Below are 19,698 nucleotides of genomic sequence, written 5' to 3' on the forward strand. Positions count from 1 at the left end.
ACGCCCGTCCTGCGGCGGGAATAGTTGTCAAATCGATCGCAAAGCTGCACCCGGAAAGCTCGCCATTACAGCGCTGAGCCGCAGCACGCCGCCCGTCAGAACAAGTGTTTCCCCGGTCAACACGTTCCCAAAGCGCGCGCCATCGGCGAAGCCCGGGACTTTCAGCAGCGTGTCACCCCACGGCACGTTGCCCAACGGGAGGCGTCGCGCCGCAGCCGCCGCGACCGGGTCGCTTTCCAGCGTCGCGAAGAGCCGCGCCGCGATCACAACCAGCGTCTGCCCTTCGTGCTGCCGCATGAACGCCAGCACGTGCTGGGCCTTGGACCCCCTGGCCTGGAGCGCCGTGTAGCTGCCGTCGCGAAACAGTGCCGGCTGCTCGCTGCGCAGGCCCAGCAATCGCCACGTGAGCCATAGCTTTGCGCGGCCGTCGTACGGCCGGCTGGCCATCGCGCCGACGGCAGCCGCCATGTCGGGCTGCTGCGCGATCTGCGTCAGCTCGTCGAGCCATCGCGAGCGCGTCGCGTAGTCGACCGGGCGCCGGTTGTCGGGGTCGACCAGGCTCAGATCCATCAGCTCGTTGCCCTGGTACAGGTCGGGCACGCCGGGCGAGGCGTACTTGATCAGCGTCATCGACAGGCTGTTGAGCGCGCCGAACCAGGCCAGCGTGCTGCTCAGCGCTGTCAGGTCATCCAGAAACGGGTTGTCCCGCACGCGTGCCAGCAGGCGGTGCACAAAGCGCGTCAGCGCCGCTTCGTAATCGGGATTTGGAACCACCCAGCTGGTGTGCGCTTTCGACTCGCGCGCGGCTTTGAGCGCATAGCGCTCAATGCGCTCCGCATAGTTCTCACGCGTGCCGGCGTCGAGGCCGCCGGCCGGCAGCGTGCCGAGCAGCGTCTGGTACAGCAGGTACTGGTCGGCTGCCGAGGGCAGCGCGGTACCCTCGTCCGCGGCATTCATCGCGCGCCAGCGGCGCAGCGCCAGGCGCCATGCGGCAGGCATTTCCGACAATACGTTGATGCGGTTGCGCACATCCTCGGAGCGCTTGTTGTCGTGGGTCGACGTGGCCAGCATCGTGTGTGGCCAGCGCAGCGCGCGGTCGGCGCTGGCGGCGTGGAAGGCTGCCACCGTCATGCCGAAATGCGCTGGCTCGCCACCCACTTCGTTGAGCGAACTCAGCGGAAAGTAGCGGTAGAAGGCCGTGTCTTCCACCCCCTTGGCCGTCACCGGCGCGCTGAATTGCTGGAACCGGATCGCAAAGCGCCGCACGCGCGCGCGCAGCGCCTCCGGCGCATCGGCAATGGTCTCGGCCAGCAGGGTGCGGCGCAGGAACTCGAACACCGACCCGTCGGCATCGAGGCTGCGTTCGCGCGCGTGGGCCACGGCTTCGTCGATGTAGTGGCGATCCTGCACTGAAGGCACGTCGATGATGTAGCTGCGATAGACCTGCATGCAGGCCGCTACCTCGGCCAGCGCGCGGCGCAGCGTGTTGAGCGTGTAGTCGCGCGTGTGGCGGTCGGCGCGCGCGATGCGCAGCAGCTCGGTCGACAGCACGTTGAGTTCGGACGACAGCGCGTTGCGCATGATGGCGCGCTTGCCGCGGTAGGCCAGCTCCTCGAACTCTTCTTCCACGCCGCTGAAGCTGCGCCAGATGCGCTGGAAGCGCTCGTCCGCGCTCGCGTCGAGCAGCACGCCGTTGACCACCGTGGCAAAGCGGTAGCCGGTGGTGCCGTGGATGTGCCACTGCACCGGAACTTCTTCGTGCGAGGCGGCGATCTTCTCGGCCACCACGTAGAGCGGCCGGGCCGGCCGGCCCTGCGCATCGGGGCCCGGCAACACCAGCCCAGCGCGAAGCGCAAAGCCGAGCTGCAGACGCTCGAAGTAGCGGGCCGGGTCGTAGAGGCCGTCGGGGTGATCGATGCGCAGGCCGTCGACCACGCCGGCTGCGGCCAGGTCGAGTGCCATGCCCTGCGTGGCCTCGAACACTTCCTCTCGCTCGACGCGCAGCGCAGCCAGTTCGTTGATGTCGAAGAAACGCCGGTAGTTGATCTCGTCGGCGGCCACGCGCCAGTAGGCGAGGCGATAGGCCTGCGTCTCGAGCAGCGCATGCAGCGCGTCGCGCTCGGTCGGGCCGTTGAACTCGGCCACCGCGGCGGCGATCGCCTGCGCCACGTCGAGCTGGCGCGCAACCAGGCGGGCGAGCCGGCCCTTGAGCACTTCCTTGTCGCGCGCACGTTCGGCCACCGACTCGGGTTCGGTCGCGGTGCGCTCCGGCAGATGGCCGAACGAAGACGCGATGCTGGCCAGGCTGGCGGACAGCTCGACATCGTTGATGCGCGATTCGGCCCGCTGCAGCACGCGCGGATAGGTCTCCGGTGCCAGCGGAAAGCCGTGCTCGTGGTAGCGAAGCGCCAGGCTGCCAGCCTCGGCATCGAAGGCCAGCACCAGCTCGCCGCGCGCCAGCACGTCGCCGTAGTGGTCGCCGAGCACTGGCAGCAGCACCTTGCCCTGCAACTCGACATTGAGTGGCTGCCAGTCGATGTCGAAGTGCTGTGCATAGGGCGAGGCCGGCCCGTTCTCCAGCACGTCGAGCCACCAAGCGTTGTCGGCCGCCAGAACCCCCATGTGGTTCGGCACCAGGTCGAGCAGTTGGCCCATGCCATGCGCCTTGAGCGCGGCGCTGAAACGCTCGAAGCCTTCACGCCCGCCGAGTTCAGGGTTGATCTCGTCGTGCGCGACCACGTCGTAGCCGTGCGTGCTGCCGGGGCGCGCACGCTGGATCGGCGAGCAGTAGATGTGGCTCACGCCGAGCTTCGCCAGATAGGGCAGCACGGCGATCGCATCGTCGAAGCGGAAGTTCTTGTGGAACTGGAGGCGGTAAGTGGCGCGTGGAATCACCGTTGCGATGCCACGCTGCCGATCTGCGTTCGGCGCGGGATGCGGGCGGATCGCCGCCAGCGTCTCGCACAACTGCAGCGCCTGGCCATCGGCCGCGAGTTGCTGCAGATCGAGCGGCAGCTTGCGCCGCCAGTTCGGTTGCGCCTCGGTGGTGCCGGGCATGTTGGCCTGCTCCAGCATGCCGACCGCATCCTCCAGCTGCACCATCATCACCTGCGACGGCGTGCTCGCCACATAGGCGTGGATCGCGGCGACCACGGCCGGCGGCAGCGTTTGCGCACCGGTGGATTCGGCCACCGCGTCGGCCGACAGCAGGCCGGCGCGCTGCACCGCCAGCAGCAGGCGCACGCGCTCCTGCGCGCGGTCGAACAGCTGCTTTTCGAAGAGGGCCTGGTTCGGGAACAGCCCGAGCGACAGGCGCAGGCGCAGGTCGTGGCCAGCCCACCAGCCCGTGAGGGTGGCGAGGTCGTGCGTGCTGATCGCGACCAGCGCGTTGCGCGGGTACTCGGCCGGCGCCTTGAAGTCGCCCTCGTGGTTGCGCTCGAAGTAGAGCAGGCGGTACGACAGCACCTCGAAGCGCGCCAGCGCGCCACGCATCTCGTCGGCCACGGTGCCGAGGTCTTCGCCGATCACCATGCAGCCCTGGCGCTGGCTTTCGATGGCCACGATCGCGAGCATCTCGTGCAGGGCGTAGTGCACGTAGGCGCCGTCGTGCGGGGTCTTGTCGGGCGGGATCCAGAACAGGCGCATCAGGCCCATCACATGGTCGATGCGCAGCGCACCCGCGCCGCGCATGCTGCCGCGCAGGGTCTCGATGAAGAAACGGTAGCCGGTCTCGCGCAGCCGGTCCGGGCGCAACGGCGGCAGGCCCCAGCCCTGGCCGTTCGGGTTGAACTCGTCGGGTGGCGCACCGACGCTGGCGCCGAGCGCGAAGGCGTCGCGCTCGCACCAGGCATCGGAGCCTGCGCGGTCGACCGACACGGCCAGGTCGAGATAGAGGCCGACCGCCATGCCAACCGCCTTGCATTGCGCGCTCACGCGGTCGAGCTGGCGTGCGGCCTGCCATTGCAGGTATTCGAAGCAGCTGATGCGCTCCTCGTGCTGCTCGGCAAAGCGGGCCACCGCCGGCGCGTCCGGCGCGCCGTAGCCCTCGGGCCATGCAGGCCAGCCCCAGACGGCCGCGTCGGCTTGATGGAAATGCGCCTGCAGTGCCTCGAACAGCGCATGCCGGCGCAACGACGCACCGCGCTCTGCGCGGAATGCATCGAAAGCCTGCGCGCCAGCGCTGCCGGTTGCGATGTGCTGCGTGCGGAAATGCGCATAGAGCAGTTCGAGGATCTCGAACTTGGCCGCCGCTACACCGGGGTAGTCGACCAGATCCACTTCGCGCAGCGCGGCCAGGCGGCTCTGGAATTCGGGCGACTGCACGCGTTGCTGTGCGGCCTCGCATTCGCGGAACTCGTCGATCGCCTCGACGTCGATGTACAGCACGTTGAGCTGCACCCGCGAAGACGGGCTGTAAGGGCTTGCATGGGCCGGGTTGTGCGGGAACAGCGCATGCAGTGGATTGAGGCCAAGGATGCCTGCGCCCCGTTGCGCGGACTGCTGTGCGAGCCTGGCCAGGTCGCTGAAATCGCCGATACCCCAGTTGCGGTTGGAGCGCAGCGCATAGAGCTGAACCGCCGGGCCCCAGACGCGCCCATCGTCCTGCAGCGCCGGGGGGCGGTAGCAATGCGGCGGTGCGCAGAGCAGCAGGGTCTCCCCGGCCAGGCCGTCGATGCGCAGGCGGTGGTAGCCCATCGGCAGCGCCAGCGCCAGTTCGAGCTGGCGCTCGCAGTGCGGAACGCCATCGATGTCGGTGCGTGCGCCCTCGGGAATGGCATGCAGGGACACCTGGCCGGTGTGCTGCTGGCCGCTTTCTTCCACCACCGTCCAGCCGGTCTCGGCCAATGCGGCGGGCAGGCGCAGCGTGAGCGACCAGTGCGCCTGGTCGGCGTCGATCGCCTGCACCGGCGGCAGCGCTTGCCGCCAGGCGGCGTGCTGCAGGTCGTGCAGGGCCTGTTGCAGCGGCTGACCGGTGTCGACGTCGAAGCTGCCAAGCAGCGCGCTCAGGTTGTCCGGCGCGATCACATGGCGGTGGCCGAAGATGTCGTGGTAGTCGGTGGCAATGCCAAAGTGGGCGCACAGGCGTTGCAACGCCTCGTGGCCGCCGGGAACCTCATCCATGGGTGCTCTCTTGGTCTCTTTGCTGCAACGCGATGCACACAGCGCCGGGTGCCAGGCGCAGCGTGTCGTGGCCCTCGGTCTCGAGACCGAAGGCATGAATGGCATGGCCGCGCAGCGCGCGGACGCCCGTCAAAGGCTGTGTTCCGAAGTGGGCGAGCAGCTGCAGGCTGGCGCCGCCCGCCAGCGGCCATTCGACGCGCAGCGCCGCGCCGTCGCGCCAGTGGCGCCCACCACCGGGCTGGCCTGCGAGGTGCGGCACCAGGGCGTGGTGGCGGATCGCCAGCAGCTCGGCGATATGGGTCATGAATTCGCGGTGCGGGCTCTGCAGCCGTTCTTCCCAGCGCAGCTTCGACGCTTCGAAGGTCGAAGCTGCATTCGGATCCGGAATGCGCGCGCGCGCCGCCTCGTCGGCAAACGCGGCGAACTTGCCGAACTCGGCGCGGCGACCGGTCGACACCGCGGCGGCCAGATCGGGCCCGAAATCGCAGAAGTAGAGAAAGGGCGTGGAGGCGGCGTACTCCTCGCCCATGAATAGCATCGGCGCATGTGGCGACAGCAGCAGGCAGGCGTAGGCGGCACGCAGCGACACCGGGTCGGCCAGCGCGTGGATGCGGTCACCGAAGGCGCGGTTGCCGACCTGGTCGTGCGTTTGCAAAAAGGAAACGAAGGCGCCCAGCGGCAGGTGTCCGCTCGGCTCGCCGCGCGACTCGCCCTCCCGGAACGGTGACGGCTGCCCCTGGAACACGAAGCCCTGCGCAAGCGCCTGGCCGAACTGGCTCACCGGGTCGTCGGCGTAGTCGGCGTAGTAGCCATCGGTGTCGCCGGTCACGAGCACGTGGCCCGCATGGTGCAGGTCGTCGTTCCATTGCGCTGTGGCGATCCGCGGCGTGCTGTCGGCGTTACGCGCCAGGTAGCGCGCACCGTTGGCATCGTTTTCGAGCACCACATGGATCTGGCGCTCGCGGCCCGGCCCCTCGCGCAGCGCCGCGCAGATTTCTTCCACGATGTCGGGGCTGGAGTCGTCGCGGATTGCATGCACCGCGTCCATACGCAGCCCGTCGCAGCGGAACTCTTCGACCCAGTAGAGCGCGTTGTGCACGAAGAAGTCGCGCACCGTGCGCGATGCGTCGCCGTCGTAGTTGATCGCCGAGCCCCAGGGCGTCTGGTGTGCCGCATTGAAGAAAGACGGGCTGCCCGCGTGCAGGTAGTTGCCTTCGGGCCCGAAGTGGTTGTAGACCACGTCCATCAGCACCATGAGGCCGTGTTCGTGCGCGGCGTCGACGAAGGCCTTGAGTTCGTCGGGCGTGCCGTAGGCGGCGGTGGGCGCGAACAGCAACACGCCGTCGTAGCCCCAGCCACGCTCGCCGGGAAAGTCGGCCACGGGCATCAGTTCGATGACAGTGATGCCGAGTGCCATCAGGTCGGGCAGGCGGCGGCGTGCGGCGGCAAAGGTGCCTTCTGGCGTAAAGGTGCCGATGTGCAGTTCGTAGATGACGGCTTCAGCCCAGGGGCGGCCGCGCCATGCGTCGTCGCGCCACACGTAGCCGCGCGGGTCGACCACCTCGCTGGCCGCATGCACGTCGTCGGGGTTGCAGCGCGAGGCTGGGTCGGGCACCAGGGTGCCGTCGGGCAGGCGGAAGTGGTAGCGGTCGCCGGCATGTGCATCGGGCACATCGAGCCGATGCCAACCTTCCGCGTCGCGCGTCATCGGCGCTGCAGGGTGGTCGTTTCGTTTCAGTGCGATGCCCTCGGCGTCTGGTGCCCAAAAACTGAAGCGCACACCGCTGTCGTGCACGGTCGCGCCGAACGGCATCGAATGCACATGTTTCATGCGGGGCTGCGATCGAGGAGATGGGGGCGGGCCGCTGGCGGCGGGTGGCCCCTTCCGCGAATGTCCCCCGCCTTCGGCTCCTCCTTTATTTCGCTGCAGGGGCCACCCACCACCAGCGGCCTTGGACACGCTCTGCTTGTTCGGCGCGAACCGGACACGCCGCGTCCAGGATCAGGGCGGTGGGGCACGCTGCGCAGCGAAATAAAGGAGGAGGCCGCAGGCCGGGGGACATTCGCGGAGCAGCGTGCCCCGCCGCCCTGAGCCCGCCGGAGCGCCTCGCACCCATATGTCGCAATCGAATCTCGGTCGTTCATGCAGTCCCAGTTCAAGGCGTCAAAGCGGCGGCGGCGGATCGCTCGGCCGGCTCGGCATCAGAGGGCGGCCGCGTCGCCGCGGCGGCGCGGCGGGCGGCTCGACCGCTTCGGGCGAAAGATCGGATGCCGCTTCGAGATCGGCGAAATCGCTGTCCCGCACTGCCGGCCTGGGCATGCCATTGCGGGGCCACCACTGGGCGATGCGATCGGCCGCCCAGTCCTTGCCGGCCAGGCCGAAGGCCAGCGCCAGTGCGAACACCACACCGGCCAGGATCACGATGAAGCTCTCGCGCACGATGTCGCCGCCGACCTTGATGTGGTCGAGCGCGATCAGCACCACGAAGATCATGATCGCGTACTGCGCCAGCTTGCCGAAGAAGCGGGCGTCGGCCAGCTTGACGTTGCGCGCATAGGTGATCACCGCGTCGCCCACGAAACGTGCGAAGTACGAGCCGAAGGCCAGCACCAGCAGCGCCACGAAGATGTTCGGCACGAACCACACCACGCGCCCGAGCAGGTCGGTGATGTAGGTGAGCCCAAGGCCGTTGAACGCGATGATCAGCGCCGCCAGCACCACCAGCCAGTAGGCAAGCACGCCGATGATGTCGCCGGTGTCTTTTTCCATGCCGCCCTGGCGCAGGAAATTGTCGAGGCCCGAGCGCTCGGTCAGCACGTTGAAGTTGACGGCCCGCAGCCCGCGCGTGACCGCAAAGCGCACCACCTTGGCGAACAGCCAGCCGACGATGACGACCAGCGCTGCGATCAGCAGCCGCGGCAGGAATGCGCCGATCTGGTAGAGGATCCCGCGCAGGGGCTCCAGGTAAAAGTTGAACTCGTTCATGCGGCTTCTCCTCGTGCGGTTTCGGCGCGGATCGGGGCTGCGAGGGCCTGCAACCCCTGCATTGGCACCTGAACCCAGTCGATGCGATTGTTCAACTCGTAGCGCAGCTCGTACATGGCCTTGTCCATCTCGAACAGCGAGAGCAGCTCGGTTTCGGGCGCTGGCGCGCCGGCCACCGCCAGCGTGTCGACATAGCCGCCCAGGAACGCGCTGCGCACCTGGCTTTCCCAGTCGGCCGCGGCGGCATCGAGCCGGGCCAGTTCATCCGGGTTGTGCGCGGCGCGCTTGAGTGCCGACCACCGCGCATAGTTGAACGAGCGCAGCATGCCGGCCACATCGCGCAGCGGCGAGGTCTTGGCGCGGCGCTCCGCGAAGTCGCGGGCCGGTTCGCCCTCGAAGTCGATGATGACGAAGTCGTTGCGCGACACCAGCACCTGGCCGAGGTGGTAGTCGCCATGAAAGCGCGACTTGATCCCGGCGGCATTGCCCGTTTCGGTCTCGAACTGTTCGATGCGGTGGAGCATCGACGCCTCCTGCGCCAGCAGGCGCTCGCCGTCCCGCTGGGCTTCGGGCGGCAGGCTCGCGAGCCGCTCGCGCAGCATGGCGAAGCTGTGGCGCGCTTCGGCGACCGCGTTGTCGCGCAGCGCGACGCGGTCGGTCGCCGTCAGTGGTTCGGGATCGAACGCCGGATCGCCGCTCGAGCGCGCAAAGGCGAGGTGCAACTCGGCGGTGCGCTGGCCCAGTATCCGCACCAACGTGAGAAAGGCGCCATGGTCGACCACCGCATCGCCTTCCGTGGCGGCACGCTGCTCCGACAGGAACCGGTCGAGGTAGGCCTGCGTGTATTCCCACGCGTCGCCCTGGTTCGGCACGAAGGCCTGCAGCAGCGCCAGCGTCATCACGCTGCCGTCGGCGCCGTGGTACTCGATGGCACCGGCGACCGGCACGCAGTTGGCGAAGCGGGCCACCTTGGTGAGGTAGCGGCCGACGTCGAGCTCGGGGTTGATGCCCTCGTGCAGGTGCCGGTAGCCCTTCAAAAACAGCTGGTCGCCGAGCGTGACAACGGTGTTGCTGCTGGCCGCGCTCGGCCGGCTCACGTCGAGCGCGTCGACGTCCTCCTGCGTCACGTCGGCCAGCGCGCCGGTCGACGTGAAGCGGATTTCACCGCGCTCGGCCGGCAGCGTGAGGCCCTGTGCGATCGCCAGCACCACGGCGCGGCAGAACGCCTCGTCGTAGAAGGCGTCGGCCATCAGGCCCACCTCGGCCTGCTGGCGCACCTTGGCAATCGCGGCCGGCGCGAGTTGCTTCATGCGCTCATCGTCATGGTCTTCCCAGGCCAGTGCCAGCGGCATGAAGTAGGTGGACTTTGCATCGGTGGCCTGCACGTCGAGGATCGGCAGCATCCAGCGCAGTCGGCCGTGCTCCCACACGGCATGCTCAGCGATGGTGGTGCGCGTGATGGCACTGCCCTTGGCGCCGTACCAGCGCTGCACCTCGATGTGGCGCGCGAGCACGTCGGCCTCGACCTGCTCGCGCAGCCGCTCCGCCATGCCGATGCGCCATGGCATCACACGTTCGCGGAAGAAGCTGCTCCAGCCGTCGAACAGCACCAGTGTCGGGCGCTCGCGCAGCCCCACGTCCTCCTGGTGCCAGGTGGGCATAGGGGCATCGGTGGTGAGCTTGAACCAGTAGAAGCCGTAGGAGGCCAGCGTGAGCAGGTAAGGCAACTCGCCGATCGGCGGAAACGACGAACGCCCGAGCATCTCGACCGGCACGCGCGTCTTGTAGGCCGACAGGTCGAGCTCGACCGGCTGCGCCGCGCGCGACAGGTTGAACACCGTGAGGATCACGTCGTCGTCGAAGATGCTGAGGTAGGCCAGGATCTTCCGGTTGCCGGGGCGCAGGAAGATCTTCTTGCCGCGCCCGAACGCGCTGCTGGTCTTGCGCACGGCCAGCATGCGGCGCGTCCAGTGCAGCAGCGAGCTGTTGTCGCGCAATTGCGATTCGACGTTGACGGATTCGTACCCGTACATCGGATCCATGATGGGCTGCAGGTACAGCCGCTGCGGATCGGCGCGCGAGAAGCCGGCATTGCGGTCGGGCGCCCATTGCATCGGCGTGCGCACGCCGTTGCGGTCGCCCACGAACACGTTGTCGCCCATGCCGATCTCGTCGCCGTAATAGATGATCGGCGAGCCGGGCATCGACAGGAGCATGCCGTTCATGAGCTTGATGCGATCCTTGTCGTTGTCCATCAGCGGCGAAAGGCGGCGCCGGATGCCGAGGTTGATGCGAGCACGCATGTCCGACGCATAGGTCGTGTACATGTAGTCGCGCTCTTTGCTGGTCACCATCTCGAGCGTGAGCTCGTCGTGGTTGCGCAGGAAGATCGCCCACTGGCACCCGTCGGGAATGTCGGGCGTCTGCTGCAGGATCTCGACGATCGGGTCGCGGTCTTCCTGTGCGATCGCCATGTACATGCGCGGCATGAGCGGGAAGTGGTACGCCATGTGGCACTCGTCGCCGTTGCCGAAATACTCGCGCACGTCTTCCGGCCACATGTTGGCTTCGGCCAGCAGGAAGCGGTTCTTGTACTCGGCATCGACCGCCGTGCGGATCTTCTTGATGACCGCGTGCGTCTCGGGCAGGTTCTCGTTGCTGGTGCCGTCACGCTCCACCAGGTAGGGGATGGCATCGAGCCGGAACCCGTCCACGCCCATGTCGAGCCAGAAGCGCATGGTCTTGAAGATCGCCTCGAGCACCGCCGGGTTGTCGAAATTGAGATCCGGCTGGTGGCTGAAGAAGCGGTGCCAGTAGTACTGCTTGGCCACCGGATCCCAAGTCCAGTTCGAGGTCTCGGTGTCGGTGAAGATGATCCGCGTGCCCTGGTAGATCTGGTCGGTGTCGCTCCACACGTAGAAGTCGCGCTCGGGCGATCCGGGCGGGGCCTGCCTCGCGGCCTTGAACCAAGGGTGCTCGTCCGAAGTATGGTTGATCACCAGCTCGGTGATCACGCGCAGGCCGCGCTTGTGGGCTTCGTCCAGCATCTCCTTGAAGTCGGCCAGCGTGCCGTACTGCGGATGCACGTCTTCGTAGCCGGAGATGTCATAGCCGTCGTCGCGCAGCGGCGAGGGGTAGAACGGCATCAGCCAGATGGTGTTGACGCCCAGATCCTTTACATAGTCGAGTTTGGCCGTCACGCCCTTGAAATCGCCCATCCCGTCCTCGTTGGTGTCGAAGAAGGCCTTGACGTTGAGCTGGTAGATCACCGCATCGCGGTACCACTGCGCGTCGTCGGTGCTGTCGATCTCGGGGGTTTCAAGGACCAGGGCGGGGACGGGAGCGTTCATGGGCAACGGGATCCTCAAAGGAATTGTTCGAAGTCGTTCTCGTCGCGCACGCGGCGCCGGACAAGCAGGATGTGGGCCGGCGTCTGCTGCGGGTCGAGCCGCACGTAGTGGGATTCGCCCTGCCAGAGAAAGCGTTCGTCGCTCAGCAGATCGTGCATCTGGAAGCTGTGGCCCGCCTCCACGCCGATCGACTCGGGGGTGAGGCCGACCCAGCCTTCCTGCGGGTTGTGCGGATCGAGGTTGACCACTGTGACGACCACGTTGCGGCCGTCGGGGGAGGCCTTGGCATAGGCCAGCAACTGTTCGTTTTCGACGGCCAGGAAGCGCAGGCTGCCGTTGAACTGCAGGGCCGGGTTGTCGTGCCGGACGCGGTTCACCCGCGCGATCAGCGGAGCGATGCTCTTCGGCTGGTCGTGGTCCCAGTGGCGCAGCTGGTACTTTTCGGAATCGAGGTATTCCTCGCTGCCGGGACTGCGTGGCAGATGCTCCAGCAGCTCGTAAGCCGGCCCGTAGATGCCGTAGTTGGCCGCCAGGGTGGCGGCCAGCACCAGCCGCAGACGAAACATCGCCGCTTCGCCGCCCTGCAGTTGCGCATGCAGGATGTCGGGCGTGTTGGGCCACACGTTGGGGCGGAAGTATTCGTAGCCCGGCCCCTGCGAGAGCTCGGTGAAGTACTCGATCAGCTCGGCCTTGGTGTTGCGCCAGGTGAAGTAGGTGTACGACTGCGAGTAGCCGACCTTGGCCAGCCGGTGCATGACCTTCGGCCGCGTGAACGCCTCCGCCAGGAAGATGACGCCGGGATGCTGGCGCTTGATCTCGGTGATGCACCACTCCCAGAACGGGAACGCCTTGGTGTGCGGGTTGTCGACGCGGAAGATCGTCACGCCCTCGGCGATCCAGTGGTCGAACACGCTCTTGAGTTCGAGCCACAGGCCCTGCCAGTCGTCGCACTCGAAGTTGAAGGGGTAGATGTCCTGGTACTTCTTGGGCGGGTTTTCGGCGTACTGCACGCTGCCGTCCGGACGCCAGCGGAACCAGCCCGGGTGCGCCTTGACATAGGGGTGGTCGGGCGCGCACTGGAACGCGATGTCGAGCGCGATCTCGAGGCCATGGCCGTGCGCTGCCGCGACCAGGTGGCGGAAGTCGGCCAGGGTGCCCAGCGCGGGCAGGATGTCCTTGTGGCCGCCTTCGACTGCGCCGATGGCCCAGGGGCTGCCCACGTCGTCGGGCTCGGTCACCAGCGCGTTGTTCTTTCCCTTGCGGTCGATGCGGCCGATCGGGTGGATCGGCGGAAAGTACAGCACGTCGAAGCCCATCTTCGCGATCGCCGGCAACCGCGTCTCCACGTCGCGCAGGGTGCCGTGCTTGCCGGCCGGGCCGGTGGAGCGCGGAAACAGTTCGTACCAACTGCTGAAGCGTGCGCGCTCGCGGTCGACGATCAGCGGCAATTCGGCGAAGTGCGCCTCGAAGCGCCGATCCGGGTACCTGGCGGCGATGGCAGCCTGGTCTTCGTCGAGTGCCATGGCCTTGAGGCTGGCGCCGTCGATGCCGCGATCGGCGGCGCTGCGGTCCAGCGTCTGTGCCCAGGCGGTCAGCGCTTTCTGATCCGCACCCTGGGCACGGCCGGCCGCGCTCGCGATTTCGATGGCACCGACCTGCGCCGCCACGCGAATGTCTTCTTCGTCGACGCGGCGCTCGAGTTCGTACCGCCAGGACGCGAAGGAGTCGACCCAGGCGACCACGGTGTAGGCATAACGGCCCGGCACGGGTGGCACGAAGTCGGCCTCCCAGATGTCGTTGTAGAGCAGCACCATCTCCACCTCGTGCGCCGCAATGTTGCTCTCTGGCCCCCAGCGCAGCATGACGCGCAGCACGTCGTGCCCTTCGGCAAAGCAATGGGCCTTGACTTCGAGCTTTTCGCCGGCCGTGCGCTTGACCGCGAAGCGCCCCGCGTCAACCACCGGCAGCACGGCATCGATGATGGTGCGCACGCGCCCGTCGGGCGGCATGCCGGGCGGTGCGGCTGCGAGAAGGGCCGGGGTCTGGGTTTCAGGCATCGTTCGAAGGCTTCAGGATCAGAGTGGACAGTGGCGGCAGGGTCAGGCTCAGCGAGTGCGGTCGGCCATTGGCGGGCGTCGACGCAGACTTCACGCTGCCCATGTTGCCCCAGCCGGCGCCCCCGTATTCGATGGCATCGCTGTTGAGCAACTCGCGCCAGATGCCGCCGGTCGGTACGCCAACGACGTAGTTTGTACGCGGCAGCGGGGTCAGGTTGCAAGCCACCAGCACCGGCGCACCGCCCCGGCGCGGCTTGCGCAGGAACACCAGCACGCTGGCGTCGGCATCGTCGGCGTTGATCCACTCGAAGCCGTCGGGCGAAAAGTCGAGCTGGTAGAGCGCCGGCTCGGCCTTGTAGACCCGGTTGAGTTCGCGCACGAAGCCCTGCAGGCCGGCGTGTTCGGGATGCTCGGCCACCCACCATTCGAGTTCGCCGTCGTGCGTCCACTCGCGTCGCTGGCCGAACTCGCAGCCCATGAACAGCAGCTTCTTGCCCGGGTGCGCCCACATCAGCCCGAACAGCGTGCGCAGGTTGGCGAACTGCTGCCAGCTGTCGCCCGGCATCTTGTTGATGAGCGATCCCTTGCCGTGCACGACCTCGTCGTGCGAGATCGGCAGCACGAAGTTCTCATCGAAGGCATAGATCAGCGAGAAGGTCAGCTGGTGGTGATGGTGCCGGCGGTGGATCGGATCGCGTGCGAAGAACGACAGCGTGTCGTGCATCCAGCCCATGTTCCATTTCATGCCGAAGCCCAGGCCGCCCATGTCTGTCGGGCGCGAGACCATCGGCCAGGCCGTCGACTCCTCGGCCACCGACACCGTGTCGGGGTGCTCGCGGTACACCGCGCGGTTCAGGTCGCGCAGGAACTCGATGGCCTCGAGGTTCTCGCGGCCGCCGTTGCTGTTGGGGATCCACTCGCCAGCGTTGCGTGCGTAGTCGAGGTAGAGCATCGATGCCACCGCATCGACCCGCAGGCCATCCAGGTGGTAGTACTCCAGCCAGAACAGCGCAGACGAGATGAGAAAGCTGCGCACCTCGTTGCGGCCGTAGTTGAAGATGCTCGAGTTCCACTCGGGGTGGAAGCCCTGGCGCGGGTCTTCGTGCTCGAACAGGTGCGTGCCGTCGAAATAGCCGAGGCCGTGCTCATCTGTCGGAAAGTGGGAAGGCACCCAGTCGAGCAGCACGCCGATGCCACGCTGGTGCAGGTGGTCGACAAAGGCCATGAAGTCCTGCGGCGTACCGTAGCGCGAGGTCGGTGCAAAGTAGCCGGTGGTCTGATACCCCCAGGAGCCGTAGAACGGGTGCTCGGTGATCGGCATCAGCTCCACGTGCGTGAAGCCCATCTCGATCACATAGTCGGCCAGGCGGCGGGCCAGTTCGCGGTAGCCCAGCATCTGGCCATCCTGGCGTTGCCAGGAGCCTGGGTGCAATTCGTAGATGGACATCGGCGCGTCGAGCGCGTTCCTCGGCGCGCGCGAGGCCATCCAGTCGGCGTCGCTCCAGTCGTGTTCGAGCGACCACACGCGCGAACCCGTGGCCGGCGGCGCCTCGGCATAGAACGCATACGGGTCGGCCTTGTCGACCACATAGCCGTTGTGCTGCGAAAAGATGCGGTACTTGTAGGCCTGCCCGCGCCTTGCTTCGGGCGCAACCCCCTCCCAGATGCCGCTCGAGTCGGGGCGGGGCTCCAGCGGCAACGCGCCGTCGTTCCACCCGTTCCAGTCGCCGATGACGGAGACGGCGCGCGCATTGGGGGCCCACACTGCGAAGGCGGCGCCCTTGCCGTCGGCGCGCAGATGGCATCCCAGCATGTCGTGCATGCGGGCGTGGGTGCCTTCACGGAATAGCCAGCTGTCTTGCTCGCCGAAGCGCTGTTGATGGTTTTGCACGGATGAATTTCCCTTGTGGCCGGACATTGCGTCCGGTGGCTTGCGAGCAACTCATTGGAGCGCGGAACCGCCCGGCAACGCGAGCCGCCGAGGGAGCCTTGACCTGTAGGACAGCGGCTAGTGTGCCGGCGCCGCCGGAAATCAGTGCAGTTCTGCGGCCGCGTGGATGGTTTCACGCACGCGCGGGTAGATCTGCGCGTTCCACTTGCTGCCGCTGAACACGCCGTAGTGCCCCACGCCGGCCTGCAGGTGGTGGACCTTGAGATAAGGCCGGATGTTGGTGCAGAGGTCTTGCGCCGCCACGGTCTGACCGACCGCACAGATGTCGTCGCGCTCGCCTTCGACCGTGAGCAGCGCGGTGCGGCGGATCGCGGCCGGGTTGACCTTGCGCGTGCCCACGGTCAGTTCGCCACGCGGCAGGTCGTAGGTCTGGAACACGCGCTCGACTGTCTCCAGGTAGAACTCGGCCGGCAGGTCGTTCACCGCAAGGTACTCATCGTAGAAATTGCGGATGGTGTCGGCCTTGTCGATCTCGCCTTCGACCAGGTGCTCGAACAGCTTCTTGAACTGCTCCTTGTGGCGCGCCGGGTTCATGCTCATGAAGGCCGAAAGCTGAAGAAAGCCGGGGTACACCCGCCGAGTGGCGCCCGCATGCGGCCATGGCACGCGGCTGATCAGGTTGCGCTTGAACCACTCGATCGGCTGGCTGGTGGCCAGCGTGTTCACGCCGGTCGGGTTGATGCGGCAATCGACCGGGCCGGCCATCAACGTCAGGCTGCGCGGTGCGGCCGGGTTGTCGTCTTCGGCCATCAGCGCGGTGGCGGCCAGTGCCGCCACGCAGGGCTGGCAGACCGCCACCAGATGCACGCCGGGGCCGATGGCCTCCATGAAGCTGATGAGCTGCAGCGTGTATTCGTCGAGCCCGAAGCCGCCTTGCCAGACCGGCACGTCGCGCGCGTTGTGCCAATCGGTCACGTACACGTCGTGGTCGCGCAGCAGCGTGCGCACCGTTTCGCGCAACAGCGTCGCGAAATGGCCCGATAGTGGTGCAGCCAGCAGCACAGGAGGGTGCATCGTGCCCGTTTCCTTGCGGAAATGGAGCAAGGTGCCGAAAGGTGCCACCAGCACCGGCTCTTCATGCACGGCGACCTCCTGGCCCTCCACGACCACGGTCTTGATGTCCCAGGCCGGCCGCGAATGGGTTATGCGCATGCGCGCGAACACCTCAAGCTGCGCCGCCATGCGCCGCACGGCGCTGCGCTCGGAGCCCGAACTCCAGAGCGCGGCCCCCATGAACTGCGCGCCGAGCCGCAGCGGAGAGAAAAGGTCGGCATGAGTCTGATAGGCCCGGTAAAGCATGAGCCCGTTGCAGGCAAGTTGCGGGCCAAGCCGGGCGGCGGTGGCATGGGGCTTGCACGGCGACAGGCTGCCGTCCAGATTGACGGCGTCAAGGAGCGTCGCAATGGCCAAACCCGTCCTCACGATCAGCAGCAAGAACTACGGTGCCTGGTCGTTGCGCGGCTGGCTCATGTGCCACCTCGCCGGACTCGACTTCACCGAAAAGATCATTCCGCCCGACGATCCGGCCATGAAGGCCGAGATGCTGTTGCTCTCCTCGTCGATGCTGGTCCCGTCGCTGCAGCACGGCACCGTGAAGGTGTGGGACACGCTGGCCATCGGCGAGTACCTCAACGAGATCAAGCCCAAGGCCGGGCTGCTCCCGGCCGATGCCAAGGCACGTGCGCACTGCCGCGCCATCAGCGGCGAAATGCACTCCGGTTTTGCCTCGATGCGCGGTGCACTGCCGATGAACATCAAGGCCAGGTTTCCCAACTTCAAGATCTGGTCTCGCGCGCAGGCCGACATCGATCGCGTGGTTGTCATCTGGCGCGAATGCCTGAAGGCGTACGGCGGCCCGTTCCTGTTCGGCAAGCAGCCCTGCATCGCTGACGCGATGTACGCACCGGTGGTGACGCGCTTCATGAGCTACGACGTGGCGCTCGACCGCGAATGCACGGCCTATTGCAAGCGCGTCATGGAACTGCCCGCGATGCAGGAATGGGTCAAGGCAGCCAAGGAAGAGCCCGAGGAAATCGACGAACTCGACGCCGAGTTCTGAGGCCAGAAATAGATTCTTTTGCCGTTGCTGGCTTGGTCGGACGAATGGTTGCATACTGTTGTTTTGTACAGTATCGAGGTCGCCATGGCCGACACCTTCATTCCGATCAGCGCGCTCAAGGGCCGCGGCGCCGCGACGCGCATTGCGCACCGCTTCGAAAAGGAAGCGCGAGCCGCGTACGACGATGGCTGGGGCACGCTCGAAAACGAAGAGGCCGACGCACATTCGGCGCCGCAAACCGAGGTGCGCTTCGAGGATGCGAAGTCGGTGTTGAGCGACAACGACTCGCCAGATATCCCGTTCGATCGTTCGCTCAACCCTTACCGCGGCTGCGAGCACGGATGCATCTACTGCTTTGCTCGGCCTACGCACAGCTACCTCAACCTGTCGCCCGGGCTCGATTTTGAGACCAAGCTCATCGCCAAGCGCAACATCGCCGAGGTGCTGCGCCACGAGCTTGGCAAAAAGAACTACCGGCCTAGCCAGATCGCGATCGGCACCGCGACCGACTGCTACCAGCCGATCGAGCGCGAGCTGCGCCTGACGCGATCGGTGATCGAAGTGCTGCGCGACACCAACCATCCGTTCGCGCTCGTCACCAAGTCGAGCGCGGTCGAGCATGACCTCGACCTCATTGCGCCGATGGCGGCCCGGCAACTGGCCGCCGTGTATGTGACCGTGACCACGCTCGACGGCGAACTCGCCCGCAAGCTCGAGCCGCGCGCTGCCGCGCCGCACCGGCGCCTTCGCACCATCCGCACGCTGGCCGAGGCGGGCGTGCCGGTCGGTGTGAGCGTGGCGCCGCAGATCCCGTTCGTCACCGAAGACATGGAGCAGGTGCTCGAAGCGGCCTGGGAGGCCGGGGCGCGTTGTGCTTTCTACACGGTGATCCGGCTGCCGTGGGAAGTGGCGCCGCTTTTCAAGCAGTGGCTGGAGTTGCACTACCCGCGGCGCGCCGACCGCATCATGGCGCGGATCCGCGAAATGCGCGGTGGCCGGGACTACGACGCCGACTTCGCCACGCGCATGAAGGGAAGCGGCCTGTGGGCCGAACTGATCGGCCAGCGCTTCGAGAAAGCCACGCGGCGCATCGGCTTCAACCGCGACCGGATACCGATGAATCTCGGCGCGTTCCGGCCACCGAGTGCCGCGGGACAGGGAAGTCTGTTCTAAAGTCGGCAGGATGAAATCTGTCTGGATCGTGGTGATGGGGGTTTCCGGCTGTGGCAAGTCCAGCCTGGGCGACGCACTGGCCAAAGACCTTGTGTTGCCGTCGATCGAGGGGGACGACTTCCATCCACCCGCCAATGTCGAAAAGATGCGGGCGGGCATCGCGCTCACCGACGCCGACCGTGCGGGCTGGCTGGATGTGCTCGGGGCCGAACTCGCCGCCCAGCCGGAGGGTGCGGTGCTCACCTGCTCTGCGCTCAAGCGTGCCTACCGCGACCGGCTGCGCGCGGCCGTGCCGGGCCTGCGCTTCGTCTTCATGGAACTGACGCGCGAGGAAGCCGAGCGCCGCGTCGCGGCCCGCGCCGCGCAGCACATGTTTCCGGCCAGCCTCGTGGCCAATCAGTTCGCCACGCTCGAGTCGCCAGTGGGCGAAGCCGGTGTGCTGGCGGTTGACGCGACCTCGCCGCTGGCCGCGCTGGTCGCCCAAACCAGGGCGTGGTTGTAGGAAAAAAAGGATTCAGGCCCGCGCGATCCGCATGGCTTCGAGCGCTTCAGACGCGCGATCCATCACACGCGTGACCACATCCATGTCGGCCTCCGACGCCGACGCCACCATGGCGCGGACCACTTCGGCCTGAACCTGGAGCGTCTCGCGCGCCACCGCCATCCCCGCCTCGGTGAGCGACAGGCGCTTGACGCGCGCATCGGCGCTGTCGCTTTCGCGGCGCACCCAGCCTTGCCCTTCCATGTGCGCGACCAGCATGCTCACGCCGCTTTTGGCCACGAAGCAGCGCGCCGCCAGCGCCTGCTGCGTGATGCCGGGCGTGGTGGCGATGGTGGCCAGCACCTCGTGCTCGCCGACGCGCAGGCCGATGGCAGCGAGCCGGGCGGTCATCACGGCTTCGCACAGGTTGTAGGCCCGCACGGTGGCGAGCCAGGCCAGCGTGCCGTGTGGCGCGGACGGGGATTTCGGTGTTCGAGAAGAGGCGGGCATATTCGTTCAA

General features: G+C 67.0%; 11 protein-coding genes. 3 read left to right on the forward strand and 8 right to left on the reverse strand.

What is annotated here, in order from left to right; all coding sequences use genetic code 11:
* Positions 1-27: 27 nt before the first annotated feature.
* The 7 genes from ACSFA8_RS03800 to ACSFA8_RS03830 form a co-directional block, all read right to left on the reverse strand.
* A complete protein-coding gene (locus ACSFA8_RS03800; protein ID WP_435478172.1) occupies positions 28-5,121 on the reverse strand; it encodes a malto-oligosyltrehalose synthase in 5,094 nt (1,697 codons plus the stop codon).
* Positions 5,114-6,952, reverse strand: coding sequence for a malto-oligosyltrehalose trehalohydrolase (gene treZ / locus ACSFA8_RS03805; protein WP_435478173.1), 1,839 nt, complete (start codon positions 6,950-6,952; stop codon positions 5,114-5,116). Before treZ ends, ACSFA8_RS03800 begins: the two co-directional genes overlap by 8 nt.
* Positions 6,953-7,285: 333 nt before the next feature.
* Positions 7,286-8,107, reverse strand: coding sequence for a mechanosensitive ion channel family protein (locus ACSFA8_RS03810; RefSeq protein WP_435478174.1), 822 nt, complete (start codon positions 8,105-8,107; stop codon positions 7,286-7,288).
* Positions 8,104-11,457: a maltose alpha-D-glucosyltransferase gene (gene treS, locus ACSFA8_RS03815; protein ID WP_435478175.1), complete on the reverse strand. Its 3,354-nt coding sequence runs from the start codon at positions 11,455-11,457 to the stop codon at positions 8,104-8,106. The genes ACSFA8_RS03810 and treS overlap by 4 nt, the downstream gene beginning before the upstream one ends.
* A gap of 14 nt (positions 11,458-11,471) precedes the next feature.
* On the reverse strand, positions 11,472-13,514 hold the full coding sequence (locus ACSFA8_RS03820; RefSeq protein ID WP_435478176.1) for an alpha-1,4-glucan--maltose-1-phosphate maltosyltransferase: 2,043 nt from the start codon (positions 13,512-13,514) through the stop codon (positions 11,472-11,474).
* A complete protein-coding gene (glgB, locus tag ACSFA8_RS03825; RefSeq protein ID WP_435478177.1) occupies positions 13,507-15,432 on the reverse strand; it encodes a 1,4-alpha-glucan branching protein GlgB in 1,926 nt (641 codons plus the stop codon). The genes ACSFA8_RS03820 and glgB overlap by 8 nt, the downstream gene beginning before the upstream one ends.
* Positions 15,433-15,546: 114 nt before the next feature.
* Positions 15,547-16,764 carry a polyhydroxyalkanoate depolymerase gene (locus tag ACSFA8_RS03830; protein WP_435478448.1) on the reverse strand — a complete coding sequence of 406 codons (1,218 nt, stop codon included), beginning with the start codon at positions 16,762-16,764 and terminating at the stop codon, positions 15,547-15,549.
* 103 nt (positions 16,765-16,867) lie between these two features.
* On the opposite strand from ACSFA8_RS03830, the gene ACSFA8_RS03835 reads away from it, so the two are divergent.
* The 3 genes from ACSFA8_RS03835 to ACSFA8_RS03845 all read left to right on the forward strand — a co-directional run bounded on the left by ACSFA8_RS03835 (position 16,868) and on the right by ACSFA8_RS03845 (position 19,199).
* Positions 16,868-17,524, forward strand: coding sequence for a glutathione S-transferase (locus ACSFA8_RS03835; RefSeq protein ID WP_435478178.1), 657 nt, complete (start codon positions 16,868-16,870; stop codon positions 17,522-17,524).
* An 84-nt stretch (positions 17,525-17,608) separates the two neighbouring features.
* Positions 17,609-18,697: a PA0069 family radical SAM protein gene (locus ACSFA8_RS03840; protein ID WP_435478449.1), complete on the forward strand. Its 1,089-nt coding sequence runs from the start codon at positions 17,609-17,611 to the stop codon at positions 18,695-18,697.
* A 10-nt stretch (positions 18,698-18,707) separates the two neighbouring features.
* Complete coding sequence (locus ACSFA8_RS03845; RefSeq protein WP_435478179.1) at positions 18,708-19,199, forward strand: gluconokinase; 492 nt, start codon at positions 18,708-18,710, stop codon at positions 19,197-19,199.
* A gap of 12 nt (positions 19,200-19,211) precedes the next feature.
* Here ACSFA8_RS03845 and ACSFA8_RS03850 read toward each other — a convergent pair whose 3' ends face one another.
* Positions 19,212-19,688 (reverse strand): MarR family winged helix-turn-helix transcriptional regulator, encoded by a 477-nt coding sequence (locus ACSFA8_RS03850; RefSeq protein WP_435478180.1) that lies wholly within the window; start codon positions 19,686-19,688, stop codon positions 19,212-19,214.
* Between the last annotated feature and the right edge of the window lie 10 nt (positions 19,689-19,698).

Origin of the sequence: Variovorax nitratireducens (assembly GCF_051216545.1) — a bacterium.
Lineage (GTDB): Bacteria > Pseudomonadota > Gammaproteobacteria > Burkholderiales > Burkholderiaceae_C > Variovorax.